The organism is Marivirga harenae (assembly GCF_030534335.1).
Lineage (GTDB): Bacteria > Bacteroidota > Bacteroidia > Cytophagales > Cyclobacteriaceae > Marivirga > Marivirga harenae.
In genome coordinates, this window is the sequence record NZ_CP130565.1 from 4,334,585 (window position 1) to 4,361,075 (window position 26,491).

25 protein-coding genes and 2 other RNA genes are annotated in these 26,491 nt (G+C 35.4%); 15 read left to right on the forward strand and 12 right to left on the reverse strand.

The features are described from left to right. The 3 genes from Q3Y49_RS18500 to Q3Y49_RS18510 are packed head-to-tail and all read right to left on the reverse strand — an operon-like array spanning nucleotide 1 to nucleotide 4,906. Entirely contained in the window at nucleotides 1-1,842 is a 1,842-nt protein-coding gene (locus Q3Y49_RS18500; protein ID WP_303270130.1) for a DUF262 domain-containing protein, read from the reverse strand. Further along, complete coding sequence (locus Q3Y49_RS18505) at nucleotides 1,842-3,188, reverse strand: restriction endonuclease subunit S (RefSeq protein WP_303270131.1); 1,347 nt, start codon at nucleotides 3,186-3,188, stop codon at nucleotides 1,842-1,844. Before Q3Y49_RS18505 ends, Q3Y49_RS18500 begins: the two co-directional genes overlap by 1 nt. Then, complete coding sequence (locus Q3Y49_RS18510; protein WP_303270132.1) at nucleotides 3,188-4,906, reverse strand: type I restriction-modification system subunit M; 1,719 nt, start codon at nucleotides 4,904-4,906, stop codon at nucleotides 3,188-3,190. Before Q3Y49_RS18510 ends, Q3Y49_RS18505 begins: the two co-directional genes overlap by 1 nt. A gap of 206 nt (nucleotides 4,907-5,112) precedes the next feature. Here Q3Y49_RS18510 and Q3Y49_RS18515 point away from each other — a divergent pair, with 206 nt between their 5' ends. Continuing rightward, nucleotides 5,113-5,322, forward strand: a complete 210-nt coding sequence (locus tag Q3Y49_RS18515; RefSeq protein ID WP_303270133.1) for a ribbon-helix-helix domain-containing protein — start codon at nucleotides 5,113-5,115, stop codon at nucleotides 5,320-5,322. On the opposite strand, the gene Q3Y49_RS18520 is transcribed toward Q3Y49_RS18515, so the two are convergent. From Q3Y49_RS18520 to Q3Y49_RS18530, 3 genes are all read right to left on the reverse strand, one after another. After that, the gene (locus Q3Y49_RS18520) at nucleotides 5,294-7,012 is read right to left on the reverse strand and encodes a hypothetical protein (RefSeq protein ID WP_303270134.1); all 1,719 of its coding nucleotides are present in this window, start codon (nucleotides 7,010-7,012) and stop codon (nucleotides 5,294-5,296) included. The two genes, Q3Y49_RS18515 and Q3Y49_RS18520, sit on opposite strands and share 29 nt — an antisense overlap. Nucleotides 7,013-7,327: 315 nt before the next feature. Next, a complete protein-coding gene (locus Q3Y49_RS18525) occupies nucleotides 7,328-7,672 on the reverse strand; it encodes a hypothetical protein (RefSeq protein WP_303270135.1) in 345 nt (114 codons plus the stop codon). Between the two features lie 410 nt (nucleotides 7,673-8,082). Beyond that, nucleotides 8,083-8,349, reverse strand: a complete 267-nt coding sequence (locus Q3Y49_RS18530) for a helix-turn-helix domain-containing protein (RefSeq protein WP_303270136.1) — start codon at nucleotides 8,347-8,349, stop codon at nucleotides 8,083-8,085. Nucleotides 8,350-8,431: 82 nt separating this feature from the next. On the opposite strand from Q3Y49_RS18530, the gene Q3Y49_RS18535 reads away from it, so the two are divergent. Both Q3Y49_RS18535 and Q3Y49_RS18540 read left to right on the forward strand, forming a co-directional pair. Then, nucleotides 8,432-8,956, forward strand: a complete 525-nt coding sequence (locus Q3Y49_RS18535; protein ID WP_303270137.1) for a recombinase family protein — start codon at nucleotides 8,432-8,434, stop codon at nucleotides 8,954-8,956. A gap of 123 nt (nucleotides 8,957-9,079) precedes the next feature. Further along, the gene (locus Q3Y49_RS18540) at nucleotides 9,080-9,325 is read left to right on the forward strand and encodes a hypothetical protein (RefSeq protein ID WP_303270125.1); all 246 of its coding nucleotides are present in this window, start codon (nucleotides 9,080-9,082) and stop codon (nucleotides 9,323-9,325) included. Between the two features lie 538 nt (nucleotides 9,326-9,863). On the opposite strand, the gene Q3Y49_RS18545 is transcribed toward Q3Y49_RS18540, so the two are convergent. Continuing rightward, entirely contained in the window at nucleotides 9,864-10,049 is a 186-nt protein-coding gene (locus Q3Y49_RS18545; RefSeq protein ID WP_303270124.1) for a hypothetical protein, read from the reverse strand. 418 nt (nucleotides 10,050-10,467) lie between these two features. On the opposite strand from Q3Y49_RS18545, the gene Q3Y49_RS18550 reads away from it, so the two are divergent. Further along, nucleotides 10,468-12,246: a hypothetical protein gene (locus Q3Y49_RS18550; RefSeq protein WP_303270138.1), complete on the forward strand. Its 1,779-nt coding sequence runs from the start codon at nucleotides 10,468-10,470 to the stop codon at nucleotides 12,244-12,246. Here Q3Y49_RS18550 and Q3Y49_RS18555 read toward each other — a convergent pair. Together Q3Y49_RS18555 and ssrA are read right to left on the reverse strand one after the other, a co-directional pair. Beyond that, nucleotides 12,239-13,468 carry a site-specific integrase gene (locus Q3Y49_RS18555; protein WP_303270139.1) on the reverse strand — a complete coding sequence of 410 codons (1,230 nt, stop codon included), beginning with the start codon at nucleotides 13,466-13,468 and terminating at the stop codon, nucleotides 12,239-12,241. The two genes, Q3Y49_RS18550 and Q3Y49_RS18555, sit on opposite strands and share 8 nt — an antisense overlap. A 308-nt stretch (nucleotides 13,469-13,776) precedes the next feature. After that, nucleotides 13,777-14,178, reverse strand: a transfer-messenger RNA (tmRNA) gene (gene ssrA, locus Q3Y49_RS18560). Between the two features lie 245 nt (nucleotides 14,179-14,423). Between ssrA and ffs the strand changes: the two genes are divergently transcribed. The 8 genes from ffs (at nucleotide 14,424) to Q3Y49_RS18600 (ending at nucleotide 22,476) form a co-directional block, all read left to right on the forward strand. Next, nucleotides 14,424-14,521: signal recognition particle sRNA small type (gene ffs / locus Q3Y49_RS18565), an RNA gene on the forward strand. Between the two features lie 217 nt (nucleotides 14,522-14,738). After that, nucleotides 14,739-15,395, forward strand: a complete 657-nt coding sequence (gene fsa / locus Q3Y49_RS18570) for a fructose-6-phosphate aldolase (RefSeq protein WP_303270140.1) — start codon at nucleotides 14,739-14,741, stop codon at nucleotides 15,393-15,395. Between the two features lie 75 nt (nucleotides 15,396-15,470). Next, nucleotides 15,471-15,674, forward strand: coding sequence for a fructose-6-phosphate aldolase (locus Q3Y49_RS18575; RefSeq protein WP_303272127.1), 204 nt, complete (start codon nucleotides 15,471-15,473; stop codon nucleotides 15,672-15,674). A gap of 105 nt (nucleotides 15,675-15,779) precedes the next feature. Then, entirely contained in the window at nucleotides 15,780-16,493 is a 714-nt protein-coding gene (locus Q3Y49_RS18580) for a cell division ATP-binding protein FtsE (RefSeq protein ID WP_303270141.1), read from the forward strand. A 48-nt stretch (nucleotides 16,494-16,541) separates the two neighbouring features. Continuing rightward, complete coding sequence (locus Q3Y49_RS18585) at nucleotides 16,542-16,928, forward strand: hypothetical protein (RefSeq protein WP_303270142.1); 387 nt, start codon at nucleotides 16,542-16,544, stop codon at nucleotides 16,926-16,928. 281 nt (nucleotides 16,929-17,209) lie between these two features. Beyond that, the gene (locus tag Q3Y49_RS18590) at nucleotides 17,210-18,724 is read left to right on the forward strand and encodes a tail fiber domain-containing protein (RefSeq protein ID WP_303270143.1); all 1,515 of its coding nucleotides are present in this window, start codon (nucleotides 17,210-17,212) and stop codon (nucleotides 18,722-18,724) included. Between the two features lie 33 nt (nucleotides 18,725-18,757). After that, nucleotides 18,758-21,202: a leucine-rich repeat domain-containing protein gene (locus Q3Y49_RS18595; protein ID WP_303270144.1), complete on the forward strand. Its 2,445-nt coding sequence runs from the start codon at nucleotides 18,758-18,760 to the stop codon at nucleotides 21,200-21,202. Between the two features lie 110 nt (nucleotides 21,203-21,312). Beyond that, the gene (locus Q3Y49_RS18600) at nucleotides 21,313-22,476 is read left to right on the forward strand and encodes a T9SS type A sorting domain-containing protein (RefSeq protein ID WP_303270145.1); all 1,164 of its coding nucleotides are present in this window, start codon (nucleotides 21,313-21,315) and stop codon (nucleotides 22,474-22,476) included. Between the two features lie 45 nt (nucleotides 22,477-22,521). Here Q3Y49_RS18600 and Q3Y49_RS18605 read toward each other — a convergent pair whose 3' ends face one another. Then, nucleotides 22,522-22,995 carry a cytidine deaminase gene (locus Q3Y49_RS18605; protein ID WP_303270146.1) on the reverse strand — a complete coding sequence of 158 codons (474 nt, stop codon included), beginning with the start codon at nucleotides 22,993-22,995 and terminating at the stop codon, nucleotides 22,522-22,524. 97 nt (nucleotides 22,996-23,092) lie between these two features. On the opposite strand from Q3Y49_RS18605, the gene Q3Y49_RS18610 reads away from it, so the two are divergent. Continuing rightward, nucleotides 23,093-23,488: a hypothetical protein gene (locus Q3Y49_RS18610; RefSeq protein WP_303270147.1), complete on the forward strand. Its 396-nt coding sequence runs from the start codon at nucleotides 23,093-23,095 to the stop codon at nucleotides 23,486-23,488. 71 nt (nucleotides 23,489-23,559) lie between these two features. Continuing rightward, a complete protein-coding gene (locus Q3Y49_RS18615; protein ID WP_303270148.1) occupies nucleotides 23,560-24,063 on the forward strand; it encodes a hypothetical protein in 504 nt (167 codons plus the stop codon). On the opposite strand, the gene deoC is transcribed toward Q3Y49_RS18615, so the two are convergent. Continuing rightward, complete coding sequence (gene deoC / locus Q3Y49_RS18620) at nucleotides 24,064-24,714, reverse strand: deoxyribose-phosphate aldolase (protein WP_303270149.1); 651 nt, start codon at nucleotides 24,712-24,714, stop codon at nucleotides 24,064-24,066. 23 nt (nucleotides 24,715-24,737) lie between these two features. Here deoC and Q3Y49_RS18625 point away from each other — a divergent pair, with 23 nt between their 5' ends. Next, nucleotides 24,738-25,994 carry an aspartyl protease family protein gene (locus Q3Y49_RS18625; protein ID WP_303270150.1) on the forward strand — a complete coding sequence of 419 codons (1,257 nt, stop codon included), beginning with the start codon at nucleotides 24,738-24,740 and terminating at the stop codon, nucleotides 25,992-25,994. Here the strand turns inward: Q3Y49_RS18625 and Q3Y49_RS18630 are convergent. Continuing rightward, complete coding sequence (locus tag Q3Y49_RS18630) at nucleotides 25,987-26,466, reverse strand: hypothetical protein (protein ID WP_303270151.1); 480 nt, start codon at nucleotides 26,464-26,466, stop codon at nucleotides 25,987-25,989. The two genes, Q3Y49_RS18625 and Q3Y49_RS18630, sit on opposite strands and share 8 nt — an antisense overlap. Nucleotides 26,467-26,491 lie beyond the last annotated feature (25 nt).

Consider the following 26,491-nt stretch of genomic DNA (forward strand, 5'->3'; position numbering starts at 1 on the left):
TTATGCCTTTTTAAGATGATCTCCTGCTAATTCTTTAATTCTACTCACATCCCATATACGGTGAGCAATTTGTTCATATAGTTCCTGTCTCTTCTCTATCGACTCGGTGGTGTATTCTTCATATGGCTCAAAATCCAGCTCATATTTTTCTCTAAAATTTTTAAACTGCGGGTTGTTCTGGTAGCACTGAGGGTTCAAAGACCTCGCTAAAAGATTCTCTCCATAATAGTGAGGAAGCTTTTGCTTGTAGGTGTAGTCGCTGTAACTCCTGTTTTTATCCCTCGGCAAAAGTATCAGGTCACCAAATCGATCCCGAAATTCATCAAATGCCTCTTCGGTATCAAAGGTGTCTAAATGCCTTTCATATTTATCAGCCCAGATATGTTCGATGTCATATGAGTTCTTTATTTGCCTGTCTACATAGGTTTCAAACCGAGTCTCTAAGCCAGTTTCTCTCTCAATAAAATGAGTAAGTCTGGCTAACACATGCAGCATATATCGTTTTGTCCAGCCGTTGAGCCTGAAATGTTTAATACCACTTAATTTAAATTCCATTGCTTCAACTTCGGCAGTTAACATATCCACCAGCTCAGGTATTGGCTTCCTCCTGATTTTCTTAGTCAGCAAGAAAATATTGTACATCATAGCAGAGTAGTCAACCGTTTTGTAGTTGAAAATTCTACGGATGAGGTAGTTATCCAAAAAGCAGGAGACCACTCTCAGCTTTGTATCTACTACATCCGAACTATCTGCAGGATCAATCGCTGCTAACAATAGCTGCGATTGCAGGGTAAAGTTTTTGTTGGCATTGTAAAAAATATAACCAAAGCCAGTCGTGAATGATCTGGCATACTGGTTGATTCGAAAGTAGATATCACAATATTTTACGAACTCATATCTTACAAAGTGATAGTAGTCTGAAGGTTTTACCAGACCTATTTTTGTAGCATTTTCTCTTGTCCATTTATGGAAAGTTGTACCGATGATCTCAAAATCTTGTGCAGCAGCACCTTTCTTTCGCTCTCGGATCGAATCGGCATACTGTGCCCTCAGCCAGTTCTTAATGAAATCACTTTCCTCTTCTTTACCTAATTCTTTTAGCTCTAAAATTTTACTCTTCCAGATGTCATTGGCTTCTCTTCTCTGATCGTCATCGGATATTTCCGATAACAGGAAGCCCTTGAGCATTTCTGTAGGTGTGAGACTTAAGCCACGGTCATTCATGGAAACAAATATCTTATGAGCATCTTGCTCAGTTTGGGTTTGAATCCTTATAAACTCCACATTCTCAATGAGCCAGTCTTTAAAGAAAATAATCTGATGATCCTCCAGCTTATCATCCATAAGCTCCTTTATATCAAAGTATCGTCTGTATATATTCTGTACACTTTCAGGGTGACCTTCGGAATCGAAGTCTTTCTTATTTTTTATAGCATCCAAGCAAGCATTGCGTTCCTTAACATTGATGTTATAAGACTTTTCACCTGCTTTCTTAGAGAAAATCATGTTTAATACCTCGGCTTTGTCCTCATCATCCTGAAGTCTATGGTAAAGATATAATAGTAGCAGGGAGAGAGAGGTCAGCCGTTGTTGTCCATCAATGATGGCATTGTCATCTTCGGTAAGCACCACCGATCCCATAAAGTAATGTCCGTATTGAAGTATGTCTTTTAACTCGTCTTCTTCGGAGTAATGCTGGAAGAATTCACTGGTTAAGTCCTCAATAAGTTCTTCTATTTGCTTACGTCTCCACTGATATTCACGCTGATAATAGTGGATGGTATATTTGACTCCCGTAAAAAGTTCTCGGATGGTTTTTGGTGTCCCGTCTATTTTTTTCATTAGCTAACTGCTTCTTTTTCTAAGTTATAATCTCTGACATCAATTTTCCCTGTTACTGCTTCATCGATTAATGAGGTTTTATATTCTTTTAAAAGACTTATTTCCTTTTTAACATTTTGTGAAGTTTGATCCAATTTATTCAATAACTTCTCAAGTCGATTAACTATTTGATACTGTTCATTGACTGCAGGAATAACGATTTTCATATTTCGAACGGATTCCAAAGAGAGGTTATAAATAGTCGTTCCCGTTAGTTCAATAGTTAAAAAATTACTTACGTAGTTCGATTGAAAGAAATAGTAAAGGAACTCTCTTGATACCTCTGTGGTAAGATTGATATAGCATGCACTCTTACCGAGTATAATTTTCTCTCCCCTGTAAAGGGCTAAATTCCCTATAGTTCCGTTAATTGAAATAAGTAGAGTATTGTCACCCAAATCAATATGATGTTTCTCAAATTCGTTCTTATCAACATTTCTTGTTTTTGGCGTAAATATTATTTGACCATTCGCTAAATTGTTTCCGTTAACAAAATAGTATTCAGATTTGTCAACGTATTGAGGCGTAGAGTGCAGTCCGTCACCAATCCTCAAAGAGTAGTTCTTTAATTTCGAAACTTGCCATTGCTCAGGTATCTCCCCCAGCCATTCAATACCAGAATCTTTCATCGGCACATCAGGGTTTAAACCCTTGGTTACCGCATGGTTGATCATAGCTGTTCGCTCTCCTTTGAGTAGTTCGATGAGCCTTTCTTTTTTTTCAATTAAAGAATCAATCTGCTGGGTTTTGTAGTCGAGGAATTTGGCTATTTGGGTTTGTTCACTCTTTGGAGGTAAAGGATACTTAAATTCCTCAAACACATTTTGGTAGAGATGCTTAATAGTAGAACCCGTTTCTTTGTACTCTATAAAAGTTGCAAATGAATTCGACTTTAAAATCCAAAACATATATTCTGTAAGATACTCTTCATTGAGTGGTCTTATTAAAAAGATTCCGCTATTTAAGCAAGCTGGTTTATCTAATTTCTTCACTAATGCAACCTTTCCAATTGTTCCATCCTTGGTAATTAATAAATCACCATTTTGCAGTTGAATATATGGGTCGTCTTCATATCTATTTTGGTCTATATAATAACAATTGTCCCAACTAATGCTATCATTTTTAAAGTCAGTACCAGTGATCAGGTATGAGTAACCTTGTGTTAGAAACTCATCAGATTTTAAGCCTTTCCAACCAACTCTACCTTTAACATAGGTGTTGTGTTTGATCTTCTTTACTTCCCAATTTTCAGGTATATCACCAAGCCAATTGACTCCAGTTTTTTTTAATGATTTATATCTTTCCATCAATCCAGCACCTCCTTAATCATACCCTCTGTTACTTCTTCTAGAGCAAGTATGTCGGCTCTAATGTCTTCCAAGTTCCGAAGTGGCTTGTACTCGTAAAAATATCTGGTGAAGTTGATTTCATAGCCTACCTTGCTCTTGCTGTGATTGATCCATGCGTCAGGCACATGAGGCTTAACCTCTCGTTCAAAGTACTCTTCTATATCTTCCTTTAAAGGAACATCTTCCGTATCTCTCAGACTTGTGTCTACCTTTACTTCACCTTTTTTATTGGTTATTATCTCACCGTCTTTGTCTCGCTCTGGTCGTTCGATGGTGATGCGTGTATAGCCAAAATCTTCGTTATCAAATATTTTGCAATGCTCACCTGCTTGATATGCTCCATATATTTGAGTCAATTCTTCAATCTGTTCATCGGTAATTACATGACGTTTATTGCCTAGCGATTTACCCATCTTTTTATACAAGTCAACTGCGTTGATCAACTGGACTTTGCCTTTTCGGTGCTTTTCCTTTCTATTTGTTAAAAACCATAAATAGGAGTAAATACCAGTATTGTAGAATATCTGGTCAGGCAAGGCTACTACAGATTCTAGCATATCGTTCTCAATGATCCACTTTCTGATGTCACTTTCACCAGAACCTGCACTGCCCGTAAATAAAGGACTGCCGTTTAATACTATTCCTATTCTTGAGCCTTCCTCATCCTGCTTCATCTTAGAGATCAGGTGCATTAAGAAAAGTAAAGAACCATCAGAAACACGAGGTAAGCCAGCACCGAAACGTCCAGAGAACCCAAGGTTTTTGTGCTCTTCTTTAATTTCTTTTTGCACTTTTTTCCACTGTACTCCAAAGGGTGGGTTAGTTAATAAGTAGTCAAATTTCTTGTTTGGAAAAACATCTTTGGAAAGGCTGTTACCTAGAGCAATATTCTTAGTACTTTGGGCTTTCACCATCATATCTGATTTACAGATAGCATAAGATTCAGGATTCAACTCCTGCCCAAAAACTTCAAGTCGAGCATCTGGGTTTAATTCATGGAGGTATTCTTCTGCTACTGATAGCATGCCACCAGTACCTGCACATACATCATAGGCTGTCTTCACAACACCCTTTTTTGTCAAAATATCACGGTCGTTTAAGAAGAGAATATTGACCATCAACCGAATGATCTCTCTTGGGCTATAGTGCTCACCAGCCGTCTCGTTAGAAAGTTCAGAGAATCTCCTAATGAGTTCCTCATAAAGATAACCCATATGTGTATTGTCTATCACATCAGGGTGTAGGTCAACCTCCTGAAATCTCTTGACCACCATGAAGAGCAGATTATGTTCTTCTAGTTTGGCGATTTGTACATCAAAAGAAAAGTGCTCAATTATATCACGAGCGTTTTCTGAAAAACCAGCAATATAGTCGTTAAGGTTTTGTGCTATATTTTCAGGGTCAGCCACCAGCTTGTCAAAGTCGTATTTAGAATGGTTGTGGAAATTATAACCAGACTTATTATTTAGTATCGGATCGATATTCTGCACGTCCATTGCTTGTACCTTTGGGTACTGCTCTAATACCTTGTCCTTTGTAGGTTCTAGCACACAATCAAGTCGTCTGATTACAGTTAATGGAAGGATTACCTTACCGTAATCAGACTGTTTAAAGTCTCCCCGAAGGAGTTCAGCGATATCCCAAATCAGATTGGCAGTTTGTGAAAAATTGGTCATGTTTCAGTATAGTGAGTAAAAGGGTGAAGATAATAAAGACTCAGTAAAATTTACCATCTGTGGAAGATTTATGTATTGCAAGCGTAGGTTCTATTCCATTTTGCTCCATATTGATGTTTTTTTGGCAGAAATGTAGGTCAAATCTGTGCTTTTCTGTACTCGGTCAGTATTTATAATTAAATAATCTGAATCGTAAATTAAAGAGAATGAAAAACGAAGAAGTAAAAGAAAACACATTATACTGCAGACTGGATAAATTGACCATGGATACCTTGGATGATTATGCGTATGAGACTGGACTAAGCAAATCGCAAATCGTAAGAGAGGCTATAAGGAGATTGATCCATGAAACCATAACCACTGGAAATTTAAGCATAAATATGTACGTTAAACAGCCTGATCTGTCTCCTGATTAAACAGTGTATTAAAAATAGTAACGATTTGCTGCTCATCTTCATCAGGTAGTGGTAGATCGTTCTTTTGTAGTTCAATCAGACGAGATTGGATATGGTTGTATGCTTTTTCAGAGACAAGATTTCTTTCCCATCCTATCTCAAGGATTTGCAATAGGTCATCTGTTTCCAATTCTTCGGTTGGTTTATAAAGGTGTTCAAATCCCTCCGTAATTTCGTGATCTAATGTATTTAAACTCTTCTCCTGATTATAGTTTTCAATCTTAAAATCAGATATAAAACCAAACTCTTGCATGACACCCTGCATGATGTTTAGAGCACTATCTTTGTTTCTTTCCGACACCAGTACGGAATCATGGCGTAGAAGAGCAACTATTTTATTTTTATGCAATCGGTTAAAGATGTGATCGATGAAAATATAAGCCTCAATGGCTTGCAGGTTAGAAGCAAACTTACCGTAAGCTTTATCACCTACATATCGTTTTTTAGCTTCCTTCATATCTTTATAACCATCTATAATTTTGAAGACCGTAGGATATTTTTCTTTTACTCTAGCTTTCAATATCGACTTGGAATCTGACTTGGAGAAGAATATACTGAAGGTGAATTGCTTGGCTTGCGACCTATTTATTTTTAGTTCATCGGCTAGTATTTGATATATATCTTGCTGGATGACATCATTGAAAAAAGTCTCAATATCATCATCTGATGCAGGTATATTCTTTAGATACAATTGATAAAGATCGTCTAAAAATGTTTTTTGCTTACCTGTAAATTTTGAAAGAAGTGCTTCATCATTAGTTCGGTAGCTGTATAAAATATTAGCTAAAAGTGTTAATTGAGAACTTCTCAAATCAATGCCAAGCACCGATTCTCCATTAAGCTTAAGGTATGGAAGTGCCTTTGAGGGTAAGGATGTAATTATGGAATAAACTCTTCGGGTATTGCTGTTTCTAGTAATACGGAAGTCTTTGTATGCTAAATGCCTTGAGACTTCAACTGTAGATTTGACTAAGTTTATGTATTTAGTTTGAGCAAAGTCTGCAGGTGTTGTTAATAATATTGAACTTCCTGATCTGTATGCTGATAAATTATTCTCATGCAGTCTCTTTTGAACTTCGCTAACTCTATAGCCATGTTTAACAGTTCCATTAGGGTATTGAATTTTACTGTCAACATACAAGTTGTCAGGTAGTCCTGATAGATATATTTGATATGAATATACATCCATTGCCGATGCAGAATTATAGTCCTCCTTGAAAGAATCTAAATCAATACTCGTGGCGTGCATGCCTCTGTTGAGCCTTTGTAACAGCCTCTCTGATATACTAGAGTTTTTCTTCAGGTGACTACTAAAAGATTTTTCTGGATTGTTATAAAAAACAGGAATAACGGGACTGGGACTTAACAGGTATTCACTTGAAATAGCATAAGACTTTTTACCATGGTAATTACCATCTCTAATAATGACTTCGCTTTCAACCAACTTATTGAGGTAAATGTTATACCTCTTTGAGATTAGCTTTACCCAATAAGAACTAGGAAAATCATGACTCACCTCGTTGTTTTGTCTACAATTATAGAGAATAGCAGATACAATGATCAGGTATATATCTAACCTAGTTTTAGGTCTTTGCTCTTCATTAGATAACTCTAATAACCTATTATGTAAAGCTTCATTAATCAGTTCCATAATGCAAATATAGAGTACCGATTAGAATGTCAACATCATCATTAGTACCCATTATAATAATTCATTTATATAGATTAGTATTAACAAAACACTATTTTAATATAAGTGTCATATATTACTATACAAGTATCTACATTTTATATATCTTTTGCATCCACATTTACGCAATATCCTTTATTTAATTAAAAATATAACGGTTTTTATCGTAACCATTTCAGCACCGAAATATGTATTTAAAATGCAGATAGAGATTGTAGAAATCCCTTTAAATCTTTTATCCAAGACTTTCTTTAATTTTTGAGAATCATCGTTCTTTTAGTTCATTCTTCCGTCCTCATTGACCGATATTAGTAAGAGGCTCTTGCGTAATTCTTTCAGCTCCTCTTCAGGCTCTGCATCTAAGTCACCATATGATCTCAAAAAGTAATACACCGTATGTTCAGCAATCTCTGAAGGATTACCTAAAAGGCTAAAAAGTATGTCCTCCGATGACAAATTTTTGACATAATCTTCAAATTTCAGTAGACGCTTTACACCTATTTCATTTAAATCCATATCAATTGATTCCAACTGCTTCAGTTTACTTCTCCAGTAAACTGCATACTGTATGCCGTTGATAAAAATCTCTTTGTTTTGCTCATTACTAAGCCAGTATTTCATATTATTATTAATTAATCGGCACTAAAACATATTTATCTATACCATCTTGCCTCATAGCATAGCACAACTGCAGAACAGACCCTACAGTAAGATCACGACATCAGTGTACATGTCGGTTTTTTCTTTTGTTTTAGTGTTTACCTCCAGAAAAGGAAGTGGGTGGAATAGAGGATATTCCATACATTGATTAATTCATCATACGCAGAATAATCATGATCAGTTACAATTATTTTTTTATAAAAAACTGCCTACCTACCTTGTAACCAAGGGTTTGAATAAAGTAAAGTACACATATGAGTGAGACTTTGATATAACTGCGGTGATGTTGTACGATGATATTGAAACTTAATGTCCCTGCTACAGACAAATAAATTAATCGATATTTTGTGAAAAGTTGATTTTATAAATTTTTATAGTCCTTTAAAAAAGTCTTCCAATGACACCCCTAGCCCTTTACAGACTTTTAATAAGTTGACCATCTGAAAATTAGAACCTGCCTCCATCCTGTATTGACTGATACGGTTTATCCCATTCTTTACTGCAAAGACTTCGTAACTGTCACCAGTTTTTTCTTCTCGCAACTGTTTAACTCTAACACCTATACTAACTAGTTGGTGCTTAGCGAAATCAGGAATCTCTACTTTGCTTCGTGTCTTTTTATTTGAGGTCTGTCCCATGATGGTGCAATATACTTAATATATTATACTTAATATATTAAGTATTTTATGTATATTTGTTTCTCGCTAACCTTTCTTAAATATGAAATTTGCACTTTATGCCAGAGTATCGACAGCAGATGGTCGTCAAAATACTGAGAATCAAACACGGGTATTAATAGACTATGCTAAGAAGCAAGGGTGGGAATACGATCTCTACGAAGAGCAGGAAAGCACCAGAAAAACAAGACCTACCAAGGCAAAAATGTTATCGCTCCTACGTGCAGGTAAATATAGTGGTATTGCTGTGGTCAAATTGGATAGATACGCTCGCTCTTCAACCGAATTACTTTTGGAAGTACAAGAGTTACTTGATAGAGGATTAGAATTTCATTCCATCAATGAAAATCTAGATTTCAGTACAGCTACAGGTAAACTTCATTTTCATATCTTAAGTGCTTTTGCAGAATTTGAACGAGACCTCATTAGGCAGCGTACCATTGAAGGACTTAATCGAGCCAGATCACAAGGCAAGAAGGTAGGCAGACCAGCAGGTGCTAAAGATAAAAAGAAAAGAAAAACCGATGGTTACGTGTTGCGAGAAGCTAGAAGGAAGTTGCAACTATAGTAAATAAAGGTGGGGGTAAAAAATTACTGTTATAATTAAACTGCTAATTCTGCTCACCAATCCCGTCAACCTCCCCTGTAAATCTATTACCAAATAACCGAACGTTTATTTACCCACACTATCATGAGAATCCGAGAGATGCACCTACTACCAGATGAAAGACTAGCATACACTTCACTGGATACATTCCGAAGAGCTTACATGATATTAGAATGTGAACATAAGCAATGCTTTGTGAGATATCGTAATCTCATGAAGAATGTAAAGAAGGTAGATGAATTTACTCCAGTGGAGATTAAATATTATGTTGATCAATTTGAATATTGTGTCACTAATGATCTAATGGTGATATCATTAAATCTAAATTGATATACTTTATTCAATTAACGATAAGCTTAACACTCTCAAATAAAACACCTCTAATGAGGCGTTTCATTCTCATTACCATAAAATGGGTAAACACTTGTTCATTAGTAAAAGGAAAAGAATAATGTACCCCTAATTACCCATTTTCATTATCTAATAAGATAACTAGTGCCAGTCTTTAATATCTTATCAGTCAATACACTATATTTTAAAAAATGCGTTTAAAGCAAATTAGACGGTTATGGGAATCCCCATATCGGTCTTAAATCCATTTAAAGGGATATTTTCCTTATTCTTCTATCACATGGGTTTTGCAAAGGGCATAGCCCTGTGCTCGCTATAAAGCGAAACTATACCACCGTCATAATAAGGTCTTATCCACATCTAGTACCGATGCTTGTACATTGTATTAGTTGAAGTAGTGGTGGGGGGAGTATCCCCCCGCCATTACGAAGGGGGACTGCAGGGGGTGATACCCCGTGCCCGCATACATGCGGAACTTCTAAGTAGAATTTTAGCTAAAAGTAGATTTTATAAAATATTATAATTTTTTATTATTGGTATCTAAGCCGTTACCACTATTAAGGTTACCATGTTTGATGATACCAGAAAGTAGTTTACTTGCACCGTCATAATATCGTTGATGGTCAGGAGATAAACTCTCACCACGTGATATCCGATGGTGCAGTCTTCGGTAGTTGATTAATACTTTATCATATCTAAGCATATCCAATTTAACGCAGTGAAGAAATTGATAGTTCTGATCGTTTTATCATCCCAATTAAATCAATTATCTTAAGAGTGTGAAAATCACAAGAAAATCAGTTGAAAAGCTAAAATAATTGACCAATTGTAGTACCTGCTTTTTCACTAAGGTGAAAAATCTGCTTATGCTAAGCAGAAACGAAGATTTTGAAGGATAGGGTTTGTTCTTGACAACTCCACTTTGAACCCAACCTGACTGTAGAAAAGCATCCTCGATGCCTTTCCACAGGGGTTGATTTCAAACCTGAATCTGAAGAGATTCTATCCCTATCTACTCATAATCGATGTTTTAATGGTACGTGCCTAGGTCGCTGAAATTACTGGTGGTAAAAATCAGTAAAAAATGATCTCTTTCTTATGACCTCAACCAAATCAAGAAAATGAAAATAACCTACAATATCCCTAGGTGTGGGAATCTCACAGCCCAATTATATCCTAATGCACTTAAGCTTTATGATCTCTTAGATCACTATAAGCATATTGATAGACTCAAAAAAGTTAACCAATTGGGTAGATTACGTGATATCTATCAGGGGGCTCATCATACTCGTTTCGAGTATGTATTTCTTCAGTTGGCTTTAATAACTGAATTATGCACTAATAATAGAGCTGATTTTGGCTTTACTTCAAGTAGAAGGTTTTGTGGAAGAATCAACTCAGAAATTGGAAATCCGTCACTTGGTGATTTGCTTCAGTGTCTCGTTATTTTATCTAATTCAGGTTATATGCATGGTACTCTGTCAGCATCAAGAGCATGGTTGTCAGTTCTAAAAAATGATGAAGATGTAAGGCAGATTTTCAGAAGAAATATGGTTTCTGAGGACAGAGCATTTTTCGATTCTACTTTAAAAAGTTTTAACTATTATGATTTTAAGTATATAGTTTCATTATTCTTTCTTCAGAGAAGTAAAAGATTTGATCACGGGCGAGGAACAGCCATATCTGATTTTGGATCAGATGTTATCAGGATGTATATGAAAAGCACTAAAGATATCCAAATAGAGACATGGAAGAGTCTATACAGAACAATTAGAAAGATATCTTTTATTACCCTTGATTCCTTATATGCTCCCGTCCCCTTTAATCTAGAATTATCATCTATAATGCTAAATTTTGAAGAGCTTTATGAGACTCTTTTTATAAAAAATGCCACTTATAATTTAGCTCTGAACAGCCTTGAGCAAGCACTACAAAGTTCAGTTTACCTGTCTTCGGATGCTTGCTTAACTACTTCCAAAGCTACAGCAGAGATTCGGAAAGAATTAAATACTCGAATTTCCAAGGGAAACTTGACCGCTACCAGAATAAATAATCTACTTACGGAGGATTTGAACGTCAAGTCCTCTGTAAATTGGACGAGAGAAAGGAAACTAATTTTAACTTATAGTTTTAACCGAAAGCAGGATCAGCCACCTGCTGCCATCTTTAACCCTGCTAAATGGGAATCTGATACAGAAAATAAGATTAATTCCTCACAAGTCATTGCAGGATTATTGCTCAACGGAACAGGTAATACTATCAAGTTATCATTTGGTCTTAAGTCCACATCTCCCGTAGAAAACCAAAAAGCAACTTTAAAAATCATTACAGAAGCGATAAAATTTAGAAGTCAATTTAATTCAAATTATATTAACTCAAGTGATTTAAATAATCAAAACGAAATGGTAAAAATGCTTTTGAAGTCAATCTTTGGTTGGGAAACTCGTTCTATACTTTCTAATAGCGTTGTTGGAAAAAGTGCTACTATTTTTTCCAAGGGGCGAGCTTCATTTATTTCTAAATTGGACGAGTACATAGATAATGGTGCTGGAGTACTGGAGGACTCTGAAATACATGAGCTAAATGCAATTAGGAGGTTCGTAGAAAACAGAGCATGGGCTGGGCTGACATTTGGATACGTGGGGAACATGCGTCTTTTTCTTAGTGGTAGCAACAATATAGCTGCTGAGTTTGATGGAATAATAGTTTTACCAACAATTAACCCTTCCAATCCATTTATTTATCTCATTGAAGCAAAAAATACAGCAAATGGGATGGGGCATACAGTAGCCATCAATCAAATCAGAAATCGTTTAGATGATCTGCTAAGTGATCATTTATCTTATACTCCTCATCCCATAGATAATTTAGGTGCTTATGCCGCTATCCAACTTAGTTAGTAACTGGATTATTTAAATTACTTTTTAGCACTGCAAAATCCTTTTTGATCTTTTCATCGGTGATTGCTGAATAAGCGTCTACTGTAACTTTAATGGAACTGTGCCCAAGTAGCAAGCTGAGAGTTTCTATCGGCACTGAGTTCTGCAGCACTACGGATACCGAAAAACTTTTTCTTGCAAGGTGATGATGTAGCTTTTTGCTGATGCCAGCAACGTCACCAATTTCTTTTAGGTAGGCATTAAACTTTTGGTTGCTAGGAATTGGTAGACATTTTTTCCGTTTGATTGAAACGGGGTGATTTTTGTACTTCTCTAATATCTCAACTGCCTTTGGTAAGAGTGGGATTTTAAACTCATTTCCAGTTTTTTGTCGTACTATTTTTATCCAGACTTCATTGTCTTCCTGAAGGATATGTTTTGGTTCTAAGTTTTCTACTTCTTTGAAAGCTAAGCCTGAGTAACATGAAAAAACAAATAAATCCTTTACAATTTCTAATCTGTCAATATCGAAGCTACATGCGGCTATTTTGTTGATTTCTTCAATTGTCAAAAACTCTACTTTATTCTTTGGTAGTTTTATTTTAAATCCCTCAAACGGATACCTATCTAAATATCCACGGCTGACTAGAATCCTGACAACCCGAGTGAATCTTTGGTAATGTTTATAACAGGTAGTCTGAGAGTTGTCATATTCTGTTTTGAGAAAATCAATAAATTTTGATAAAAATTCATGATCAAGCTCAAATAAATGCACATCATTTCTACCCCATCGGTGCTTAATGTATTGGCTGATTCTCAGATAAGTATTTGAATATTTACTATAAGTTGGCTTTGAAAAGTCTTTTCCCAAAAGACTTTCTATATGATCAAGGTGCTGCTGAAACCCTGAAAGAAGGGTAGTGGACTTCTGGTTTTTGCCAGTAAGTTTATCCTTAATTATATGTGCACTTAGTTGTCTACCTTCGGTATGTAGTTCAAAGGCTGCTCTTTGAGTGTCTGCTGCCATTGTATTTAGAGTTTTGTTTATAGTGCTTAACTCCTGACTACTTCCTTTCACTTTCATACGCTTTTTGTCCCAATAGGAAGGGGTAATATAAAAGCCTGTAGATACCATGGCTATGGAATTGGGAAGGGTGATCCTCATGTAGATGGGACATTTCCTCTTCTTGTTTTGCTTAGATTTAACTAACCAAAAACTCGTTTTAACTGATTTTAACATCATTTTTCATTTTGAATTTAATGATCAGAAAATCAGAATAAGAGCTCAGAATAATTGTACCAAATTGACTAGGTGGCTAATGGTATGTAGCTAGGTACTAAAATTGGTCAATTAATATTCAATTCAGTAATAAAGAATAATTAAAAAACAAACATACTATTAAAAGCCACCAGTAATTTCAGCGACCTAGGCACGTACCATTAAAACATCGATTATGAGTAGATAGGGATAGAATCTCTTCAGATTCAGGTTTGAAATCAACCCCTGTGGAAAGGCATCGAGGATGCTTTTCTACAGTCAGGTTGGGTTCAAAGTGGAGTTGGAGGGATTCGAACCCTCGTCCGGATAAGGAAACGATGCATCTTCTACATGCTTAGTTACTAATTAGGTTTTCGAGCCTGTTATGGAAAGCAACAGTCCTGTTGCAGGCCTTAGCTATTTGAGTTTCGCAACGGCTTAATAGCATCACCACGCTAGTTTCTCCTTTCGACACTCCTTGACCGCTCCCGGAAAAACGAAGGAACGAGGAATGTGGCTGGGGAATCCTTTTGGGGACTCAACCCTTAAAGCTTTATCTTAATAAATTAAGATTATGCAGCCATGGCGTAATTAGATTCGCCAATTATAGTTGGAATGAATTACTTAAGGATGTACATTCTCCACCCTGCATGCTAATACATAATTCACACTTACCGTCAATACCGGTCAACCCCATATTTCAATTTATTAATCCTTCCGTTTGAAGGGCTACAAATGTACGATATTACATTCGATTCTAAATCCGAATTATCTAATTCTTTCACACGGGCTTGTCAATTAAAAGTTTATTAAAATCTCCAAAAATATAGTTTTGACTATTTTTAAACAACAACACCCTGCGCTTCAATCTTTTAAAAATTCCCAAAATATTTTTCTCCTTTCCCTATTTACATTTCCAATCATTCTTCCTACCTTTGCATCGGCAAATCGGCACGACCAGCTCCTGCTGAATTCCCCCAGGACCGGAAGGTAGCAAGGGTAGGCGGTCGTAGCGGTGCGATGTTGGTTTGCCATTTTTCTTTTCCCTTCTTTTTCCCAATAATACTACATCTATTCATCAATTAAACTGGAGTAGCCTTAAACCTGTCTGGTTTTCACTCGATATTTATGATGTAAACGCTCTAGTATTGACACTATTAATTCTATAAAGCTGACAGGTTTCTAATAAGACATTTTCAGATTAATATCCTACCTTTGCAAAAGATTACTTGAACTCATTAAAATAACTTTACCAATGAAATTTTTTATTGATACCGCTAATTTAGACGAAATAAGAGAAGCCTATGATATGGGCGTTCTAGATGGCGTAACCACCAACCCTAGCCTTATGGCTAAAGAAGGCATCACTGGAGATGCGAACATCAAAGCTCACTACAAAGCGATATGTGATATCGTTGATAATAATGTTAGTGCAGAAGTAATTGCTACTGACTACGAAACCATGATGAAAGAAGGCCGAGAGCTTGCTAAAATCGATGACAAAATCGTAGTCAAAGTGCCTATGATCAAAGATGGCGTGAAAGCGATCAAGCAATTCTCAGCTGAAGGCATCAGAACCAATTGCACTTTGGTATTTTCTTCTGGTCAGGCTTTATTGGCTGCCAAAGCTGGGGCTTCTTATGTATCCCCTTTTATCGGAAGATTAGACGATATTTCCACTGATGGGTTGACCTTAATTGAAGATATCATTCGTATCTATGACAATTATGCTTACGATACTGAGGTTTTAGCAGCTTCTGTTAGACACACTATGCACTTAATAGAATGTGCCAATATGGGTGCTGATGTTGTGACTTGTCCGTTGAAAGTAATTACAGGATTATTGAAACATCCACTAACAGATTCTGGTTTAGCTCAATTCCTTGCTGATCATAAAAAAGGAAATAAATAAAAGTAGACATGAGAAATTGGAAATATGATAACCACTTTTCCTATTTCCAATTTCAAATCTCATATTGATCAAGAAATGTATATCATAAAAGTAAAAGGCAAAGCAAAAATACCAGATTATATCCAACTAAGAGATAACGATTTTGTATTAATTGCCTACTTCAGAGCTGACCGTCCGTTAAAAAATATGGACAAATATGGACTAGAGGGCAAGGAAGAAGCCTTAGAAAAAGTCATAAATGAACTACCTTTTGGTAAAATTCAAGCTTTAGACATATGATGTACCCTCATTTGACAATTTTATGAAGATGGTATAATCTTTAGATTGTTCATGAGCCCATGATATTTTTTTGTATAATTAAGTTTTAGAATTCATAAAACCGAAATGTCCTCATTTTCCAACGATCCAGTAATCCGAATTGAAAACGCTACAATCTTCCAAGAAGATAAGGCTATTTTAAGTGATATATCTTTAAGTATCGGCAAAGGTGAATTTGTCTATCTTATTGGCAGAACAGGAAGTGGAAAAAGTTCTTTAATGAAGACAATTTATGCAGATCTAGATTTACGTTTGGGTCAAATGGAAGTGGGGGGATTTAAAATAAATGGAATTAAATCAAAACAGATTGCACAACTCCGAAGGAAAATTAGTGTGATTTTTCAAGATTTTCAGCTTCTGGCTGACCGGACTGTAGCCGAAAATCTGTATTTCGTCATGAAAGCCACTGGATGGAAAGAAAAATCCAAAATGAAAGCTCGCATGGCGGATGTATTGATGAGAGTGGGTTTGGGTGCTGTAGATTCAAAAATGCCTCATCAGCTATCTGGCGGTGAACAACAAAGAGTGGTAATTGCAAGAGCCTTAATAAATGAACCCGTTTTATTAATTGCAGATGAACCTACCGGAAACTTAGACCCTGAAGTTTCTGAGGGCATTTTTAAATTATTTACAGACATCAACAAAAGTGGTACAGCTATACTTATGGGCACACATGACCATAGCTTTTTAGATACGCACCCTTCCAGAGTCTTAAAATGCCAACAGGGTAAATTATTGGATTCTGAACAAGAAGATTTTGATTTTAAGAGTAACTATTAAAAGCATTAATGCATCTGAACAATTTACGTCCTTTTTGCTTTTTTAAAGATGCATAATTTTGATTCAAGACCAATAATTCCATCTTCTGAAGTAAAAGCTGGTACCAAAGAAATTGAAGCCTTTCAAAACAATACTTTACGGCCTATTATTAAACAGCTTCATTCCATTCTACTCAATCATTTTTCTTTACTACTTTCCAGTAAAAAGGGGCAATACTTTAAATTCTCAGAAGATCAAAAGCCCAGTTATATTCATAGGATTTTTCAAAAAGAAACTAGATACAAATCCGAATTAAAGGGGATGATTATTGGCAATCTAACTTCTGAAGAGTTCGAAATTTACAGGTTAAACTACAAAATTATTGACAAGAGAATTTACTCTATCGTGGAAGAACGAATAGTAACCAATCAAGAAGAGCTTCAGGATTGGAATTAAATTTCTACATTAAGTAGCAACTAATACCCAACAAAGAAAGCTTGAAACTTCATATTCTTAAATCCTCTAAGAATAAAAAGGCTTACAATCTCCTTACGAACACCGTTAACTAATGGTGATTTTCTTTATCAGGAATAATGTGGGTTTTATCGAAAAAGGTAAAAAATATAATACCTACATATAGGTATATCTCTATCCATCAATAGCATATCAATTTTCATTTTTGTACTTTGAATAATATTAAAAGTTAAAAATAGCTTCTATTTAAAAGATACTGCAAAATGAAAAAAATCAATATCACCATCGCATTAATTCTACTTTTTAGCATCAGTCTTGTAGCTCAGAAATTACCTTTCCAAGGCTATCTGGAAGAATCAGGTGTCCCAGTGGAAGGAAACCGAGATTTTCAGTTTGATTTAGCAGATTTCGGTTGGACAGAAAGTTTCAGTGCAATTCCTGTAACTAAGGGAATATATAATGTGGTATTGGGCACAAACTCGCCACTACCATCCAATATTTTTAACGGTATAGCTGAAACACCACTTACAATCACAGTTGATGGAACTGAAATTGGAATAATTACTCTTTACAAGCCTTTAATCTCCACGAACTCATTGTTGAATGACGAAGGTAATCTTAAAATAATTGGTATCAATGACAGTGTCAATATCACAATTGGAAGCACCAATGATCAATTTTTCGGTAATATCGGTATTTTTGATTCACTAGGAGTTTCAAATGGATTTCTAAGAGCTAGAAATAATGGAGGCTATCTTCAACTTCAAAAACTTGATCCATCTGGGAATTTTTCTAGCGCCATAACCGCAAGTACTTCTAATGCTACAAGTAGTTTAAACTTGTTTGGTCAAAACACTGCTGCAGATAATGCCTCCTTAATGATTAATAATTACATTACTGGAAACGAGATAGAAAATGGTCCGGCTATGAGCGGAAATTACAAGCGAGCAGGTACTGATTGGTCGGATAATGAAGGCACTCTGCTTGCGGCAATTGGAAATGCAAGGGATGAATCAGGTCCCGACCCAAGTGGGAAATCAGGCTATTTGACATTATGGGGCACAAATTCAATAAATGTTTCACTAACAGGAAAAAGATGGGACAATAATAATTTACCTATACTGGAATTATTTGGAAATAACGATGACGGAGATACTTTTTTTCAATCAAATTTTAGTGCTGAAATTTTGCGAGGTGAAGGAACGAGCAGCTATGCTGATTTAAAAATGAAGCGCACAGATAATGGAGGGTTGAACTACGAAGGAGTTTTAGTGACTTCCGATTATGGTGCAGCTGGACTTGGAGGAGGTATAGAAATCAGAAATAGTTCTGGTATCAATACCGTAGTTTTGAATGGTCAAAATGGAGAATTGACTGCAACAGCATACAATAATCCATCAGATAGAAGATTAAAAAAAGAAATTTCTCCCCTTGAAAATGCTTTGCAAAACACTTTGCAATTGAGAGCCACGACCTACTATTGGAAAGATAAAAATAAATCAACTCAACGGCAAATAGGAGTGATTGCACAAGAACTCGAAAAAGTATATCCTGAGTTTGTACATACTAGTAGTGAAGGATTAAAATCAGTTAATTATGCTCAAATGACTGCCGTATTAATAGAAGCGGTTAAAGAGCTAAACACAAAAATAGAAAAACTTAGGACAGAAAATGATAATTTAGCTACTGCATTAAACCAGCAAAAAGACCTTACTGAAAGGATTTCTAAGCTGGAAAAAATGCTAATGGAAAATATTAGTATTACAAGCAATGATTAATAATAAATGGTTTTAATCTTAAACAGAATCATCATGAAAAAAATAATATCATTAATCATTTTTCTGATCGCTGGTTCAGCTTTCGCATTTACCCAATCACTTCAAAACAATAGCTACACGGTTAGCGCTGCACGAATAGTAAATGGTAACACGAGCATGACTGTTAGTAGTTCTTCATTTAGTACTAGCCCCATCGCTAGCGGTGAGCAGTCTTTATCCCCTGGTTTTCAGTCATTATATAATGCAATAAACAGCGCATCCTTAGCTACTGAAATTGATTCGCTAGCACTAGTGGATTTGTATAATGCAACCAATTCTGGGGATACTACCTGGAACAATGCGAGCGGCTGGCTTACAGATCCTTTGGATCAATGGCAAGGAGTTGGTTTAAATGCGGAAAGAAGGGTAAATTTTTTGGATCTTAGCAATAATAACCTGACAGGAGCTTTACCTGAAAGTTTTAAAAACTTGGATGCACTGCAACAATTATATTTCTACATCAATCCAAATTTAGAAGGAGAACTCTTTGATTTTTTAAGAAACTTCCCCGCATTAGAGAGAGTTTCTGCACATGATTGTAATTTCACTGGTCTAATTAACCCAGAGGCTTTTCAAATAAACCTGGTGGAGCTAAGAGTACATAATAACGCGATTTCGGATAGCATTCCAATTGAAATTACTAACTCCCCCAATTTGGATGACCTCACTTTAAATGGTAACAACATCACCGGTTCCATCCCAGCTGAAATCGGCCAGCTTCGAAAGCTTCGTAGCTTAGACTTGAGTGCTAATCCCTTGGAAGGCAATCTTCCAACTGAAATAGGCCTGATGGATAGTTTAAAATTTCTTTACATTGAACAAATTGGTTTAACAGGAGAAGTGCCTCCCGAAATACTAAATTGTATGAACCTACAGGAATTTTGGTTCAGTGAAAATAATTTTTCTGGTAGCTTACCTGACGTATTTAATCTACCGAATTTTAGAGCCTTGCAAGCAGGTGGTAATGTGAATCTTTTGGTGGATCTACCTGACAATATTGGCGATTTGACGCAGCTGGAATTTCTCTCTATTTGGAATACAAGACCAAATGGAGGTGCTTTCCCCGAAGGAGTATATAATTTAACGAATCTTTATGGTCTTGATTTATCAGAGCAATTCTTTACTGGAACCATAGATGAAAGAATCGGTAATTTAGTTAATCTTGAACAGCTTTATTTGAGAAATAATCTTTTGGAGGGTGCTTTTCCAATTGAAATTATGTCAGCTTCCGGTTTGCATACTTTTGATATCAGTTCTAATAATTTCGATTTTATGCCTGATATCAGTGGGATGGCCAATTTACAGAGCGTAAATCTGATCCAAAATCGCTTTCAATTTGAAAGTTTAATACCATATTTAGGCATAAGTGAATATTTCTTCATGCCTCAAAGGATAATTGGCAACTCCCAAGACATAGAAGTTTCAATTGGGTCAACACAAGAAATAAGTTCTGCTATAAATGAATTTGAAAATGTTGATTATCAATGGATATTAAATGGTGACTCCCTAGCGAATGCTTCTGCTAGTTCATTTACGATTGAGAACTTCACAACTAGCACATCAGGTAGATACTTTATGCAGGCTACGCACCCAGATTTACCGGAGCTTATATTGAATTCAGCACCAATAAATTTAAAAATTGCAGGAGGAAAAACAAACTGGTACATTGACAACAGATCTGGTACAATTGCTGATTTTAGAGATTTAAGCCAAGCAATCAACGCCACTAAATCTGGGGACACATTATATATTGCTGGGTCTAATCAACTCTATACGGGCGGTATTATAGAAGGTGCAAGGATAATTATAGGCCCTGGGTACTTCTTAGAAGAAAATCCGAATACCCAATTCAATACCCAAGCGGCAGAGATTGATTTTCTTGACTTATCCAATAGTGCAGACGGAAGTGAAGTCTACGGTATTTCAACGCAAACTTTGAGACTTAACAACCAATCTTCATCTGCGCCTGATACTTTGAAAAACGTTATCGTTGCCGGCAATAGAGTAAAATCACTGAGTTTTACGGACAAAAACATTAACATAACTGTTCGAGGGAATATTATAAATGAATTACAATTCGCATCTACATCCGTTCAAAATGTTAATCGATCATATAATGGCTTTACAATTAGCAATAACATAATCGATACAGTGAATACTTTTTTTGATGTTATTTCGACTGAAAAAAGTAGTCTAGATAATATGATTTTTGATTTTAACAACATTCGGTACATTTCTGACAGTATTAATGATTTAAGCTTTTCAAACAGTATTATTGGAGAGCAAGGAATCGGAACCAATACTTTTGAAAATAATATTGACTACGATGAAGGGCTGTTCACGAATTCTAGTGGGGATTTTACTGTTGATAATGATTATACTCCAATTAATAGTGATCTACCGCAAGGTGCCTTTGCAGGGACCATCCATACAAACTGAGCGGACTTCCACCTATTCCTTCTATTTACAATATTGAGATTGGAGACCGCCTATCGGCAAAATTAAATGTCAAATCTAACAATGATACTAATATTACAAATATTAGATACTTGTACAGGCGGAACAATCAATCCTCAAGCCCCTATAATGTAAATGGATTTGAAATTTCCCAAGATTTGGAGGTAGAGTTTTTACCTAACCGATCATCTATACAAGCTAATGAATCTTACGACTTGATATTCGTGGCCATTGATGAATCTGGCAAGAGAAGTCATAGAACATATGTCACGTATGAAGCCATATCAGCAAATTTATCAGGAGACGTAGTAGATATCGACAATATTAATGTAACAGAAGGCACTGTTAGGTTATTTGCTATAAATCCATTTGCCAACAAATATGATACTGCAGCTATTCAAAGTTTAAATGGCTCTAACACTTTTAATTTTGAAAACCTTATTTTAGGTGACTATATAATTTTAGCTGATCCTGATGAAACAGAATACCCCAACCTAATCCCAACATACCTTGGTAATACATTAGATTGGCAAGTGGCTGATACCTTATTCTTGCAAGGAAATATTAGCAATGTCACTATTGAGGTTGAAAAAGAGCCAGAACCCTTAACAGAACGCGGTTCAGAAATCTCAGGAACTATTCAAGAAGAATTCTCAGATGCTGACACCACCTTAAGAGTACTGCCGAGAAAGCGAGTAAGCGGTGTTGGAGTGAGCGTCAGGGTCTTAACAGGCTCTTCAAGACCTGAAAAAAGTTTAAGATTATTGGACGATGATTATGAATTGGTCGCTTATATCAAAACAGATGAAAATGGAGAATTCACGCTCCCAAATTTACCTAGTGGTAATTACCGAATAAGAATAGAATACCCTGGGGTCGAAATGGATGAAACTTCTGACATCAATTTTAATTTAACAGGTGAGCAAGGGGAAGTTGTGACTTTAGAGGCTCTAGTTGAAGACGGCCTTGTCACAGTTACTGAAACGGGAAGAGTTACTTCCAATAATCCTGAAAACCCTATACTTTTCAAATTTTACCCCAATCCAGTCAAAAATGAATTACACTTGATGCTGGAAAGCGAAACAATTTCAACTGAATTAATTGTGTTTGACATGAAGGGAGTGATTCAAAAGCGTATCAAGTTGAACAGCGGACAAAATACGCTAGATACAAAAGATTTGAGCACAGGTACTTATATTTTACGACTACAAGATACTGATGGAAATTATATAATGAAAAAGATGATTAAGATCTAAATTACCACCTACTCGTTCTTTAGCATTTTCTAAAGAACGGGTAGGTCAAAATACAAAAGAGAAAGGGAACAAATCAGTAGGTTTGTCAATCAAAACAAATTCTCCTTCCGAATTCATGAACAAAATTTCAAAAGCTTGTTGATGTCTCTTTTCAAATTCCAACATGACTTGCCTGCATCCACCACAAGGCGGGGCACTTGATAACTGATCGGCATTCTTTCTGCTTGCAGCAATCGCTATCCGTTTGAACTTTTGATCTGGTGCCTGAATACCTGCTCGATACATCGCAGTTCTTTCGGCACACAGTCCGGCTGGAAAGGATGCATTTTCTTGATTGGTTCCTGTAATAATTTCACCATTTTCTAATTCTATAGCTGCTCCAACTGTAAAACTGGAATATGGAGAATGAGAAAATTGTCGAGCCTCTAGTGCTGCACTCCACAATTTTTGATATTCAATTGGTAAATCCTCTGCGTTACTAAAGGTTTTGTATCCTATTTCAATTAGTTCTTTCTTCACAATAAGTCTAAATTATAATGGATTACAATATACTATTTCCGTAAAATTAAGTTCATTAATTTTACACAATAATTTTTATGACTTGCGTTTCTAAAGTATGAATAAAGTTTGTTTTGTATTTATTGCCTGTGGTTTACTCCTTGCTTCATGTCAAAAGCAAGCCATAAACCAATCCCAACCAAATTACAGTAAGCAAAGTCCTTCTAGCTTGAATCCAGAAGCTAGAGAAAATTACGGACAAAGACCTATACCTAAGCAAGATACTTGGTTTTTCGGGCTTTTTAAAAAGAAGCAACAAGTGAGTTGGGGAGACCAGTTGGTGGAAGAATATGAGGAAAGAATGAAGCGGAATGCAAAAGCAAAGCGCAAGAAAGCCAAAGAAATGGAAAAACCCCAATACTCAGACTGGACATACTTTGGACATAAAAAAAAGCCTAAAAAGCGAGCTCCGGAAAAAATGAAGTATTGTGAAGAATGTGGTATTAGACATTAATTTGCCCACTAATGCTCAAAAAACCTTCTGTTTTTATGGATTTGGTTATATATTTGTAAAAATATAATTGAATGAAGCGCAGATTTTTTCCTTTTGATAAAAATTACTTGTTAGAGAATGTTCAGATGGAACATAAAAAAGTTTTAATGGATCAATTGGTTGAAATCGTCAAGGAAATCTATCTTTTACGTTATAATCCTCTTGGTCTTAAAGACAGTTCTATCAATAAAATTCTTAGCACAAAGAACTATAATTTCGAGGAACTCTCCGTTTTTTACGATGAACTTGCTGGATACTATCGATACAAGTATAGTTCAAATCAACTTGAACTTCTATTTGATGGTAGAGACCACCAAGAGAAATATATAGAGGATTGGTCACTAGCTTACAAAAAATGGATTGTTGAATTTTCCAAGTCTAAATATTTTCTAAAGGCTATTTTGGAAACCACTATTTTCTATCCAGATGACAAGCAATCACAATTGGCTTATTCCAGATTAAAAAATTATATCTCCGATTATTTCGGAATTAAGATATATAAATACAAAGGAATTGTGCCCATGAAAATAGCTTAGTTATTTCATTTTACATATTTCCGGGCCTGAAGATGTGCCGATTCTTTCTGCCCCAGCCTCAATAAACTGTAAAGCCTGCTCATAGGATTTTATCCCTCCGCTTGCCTTAATACCTACATGATCAGGTAAAACTGAACGCATTAATTGAACATGCTCCAGCTTAGCTCCCTCTGCTGCAAAACCTGTTGAAGTCTTTACAAAATCAGCACCGGCATCAGCACAAATCTTACAAGCCTCCTTAATTTCGCCATCATTCAGATAGGCTGTTTCTATAATCACTTTTAATATTTTCTCATTTTCATGAACCAGCTTCCCTATTTTTGCTATCTCAATTTTGGGCCACATCATTTGAGATTTAACAGCAGATATATTTAACACCATATCAATTTCATCCGCGCCATCTTTAATAGCCTGAATAGTTTCAGCTTCTTTGGTTTGACTCATCTGATAGCCTAAAGGAAACCCTATCACAGTAATTAAACTAATATTTGACTTACCAATGTCTCTTTTAACCTTTTTCACCCAAAATGGGGGGACACATATTCCAAAAATATTGTTTTCTTTCACTTCATTTAATAACATTTCAATTTCATTTGAAGTTATTGTGGGTTTAAGGTTAGTATGCTCAATGTAATTTTGTATATTTCTCATATTCATCTAATTATTATCAAACTATGACCAAAAAGTGTATCCTCTATACTTTTTTAACTATACTACTATTAACCAATGAAATTAAAAAAGTTTCAGGTCAAAATTTAAAATTTGGATTTGAAATAAATGACAATAAGAGAAGTACTACTATCCCATTTGAATTAAATAGTAATCTTATAATCGTAAATGTACTTTTTGAAGGAGTAATCCCATTAAAGTTTATCGTGGATACTGGAGTCACCAATACCGTATTAATCGATAAGACTTATAGTGATATTTTAGATATAGAACCAGACCGAAAATTAATTCTAGTAGGTGCAGCAGGGATTAAGGAAGTTGAAGCCTACATTGTCAACCGAACAAATATCAAAGTCCAAAATATAACAGGTACAAACATCCCATTATTAATCTTAAAAGAAGATTACTTGAACCTTCAAAAAAACTTAGGGATAAAAATCCATGGAATTTTAGGATATGACTTCTTTAAAAATTTTATCGTGAGGGTTGATTACAAAAATGAGTTAATGAAATTTTATAGACCGGAATATTTTAATAGACCAATGCTGTTTTACAAATCGATTGACATGAAAATAGAGCAAAGTAAACCTTATATTTTTCAAAAACTTCAAGTAAATGACAGCACGGAAATACTAAGTAAACTCATGATTGATACAGGAGCTTCACATCCATTAATGCTCCATAAAAATAGCAGTGAATACATTCAACTGCCAGAAAAAAATGTACGGGATATCTTGGGTGCAGGAATTGCGGGAACGATTGAAGGTCATGCGGCTAGAATCCCATTACTGACTATTGATAAATACACACTAGAAAATGTGGTTACAAATTATCCTGATTCTGGAGTTTATCAAGATATTATCCGAAGTACCGGCAGAAATGGAACTATCGGTGGTGGAGTACTAAAAAGATTCAAGCTATTTTTCGATTATGGAAATGAAAAATTATATCTCAGAAGAAATAGTCTAATTAGGGAAGACTTTGATCATGATATGAGCGGAATGACCGTAGTAGCCAAAGGAGAATATTTCTTAGAACCTTATTATGAAGTGGAAAAAGTACGAGAAGGTACACCTGCATATACATCGGGAGTAAGAAAGGAAGATAAAATTATCAGTTTAAATGGAAACTCGGGCAAAGACCTAAGTTTGCAAAGAATTAATGAAACATTAAGCAAAAAGGAAGGAAAAAAAATAAAGCTCAAAGTAAAGAGAGCTGAGGAAATATTAACATTCACCTTTTACTTACAAGCTTTTATATAAACATCCTTTTAATGTTTCTTTTTCCCGAATAATATTTTATTCTAAAAAACTGTTGTGTTTTTTTGAATTTAAGTGCATTTCTTAAAGCATTATATATCCGATTACTATCTATGCCATCCTTGAGAATATACTCCTGAACTCCTGAGGTTACTTCCTGCTTATTATATGTTTTTAAAAGTGTAATAGATATTGCTTCTTTGCTTAATTCATTAATATTCCTAATTATAGCCTTTAATGGATTTAGGCCTAAATTATCATCTAAGATAATACAGTTGGGATGCGTTAAATGAATTTTATTTAACATATCTGCTTGAGAGAAAGCAGTTTCTATTCTCTTTATTTTACCTTTTAAATCAAACAGTTTTTCATAGACAATGCTCATTTCAATAGGATTATTACCGACAAGAAGCACATTAATCTCATTTTCAACTAGTGAAGGACTTTTCCGGGATTTAATAATGAGCTTTGACATATACACTTTATTTAATACAATAAAA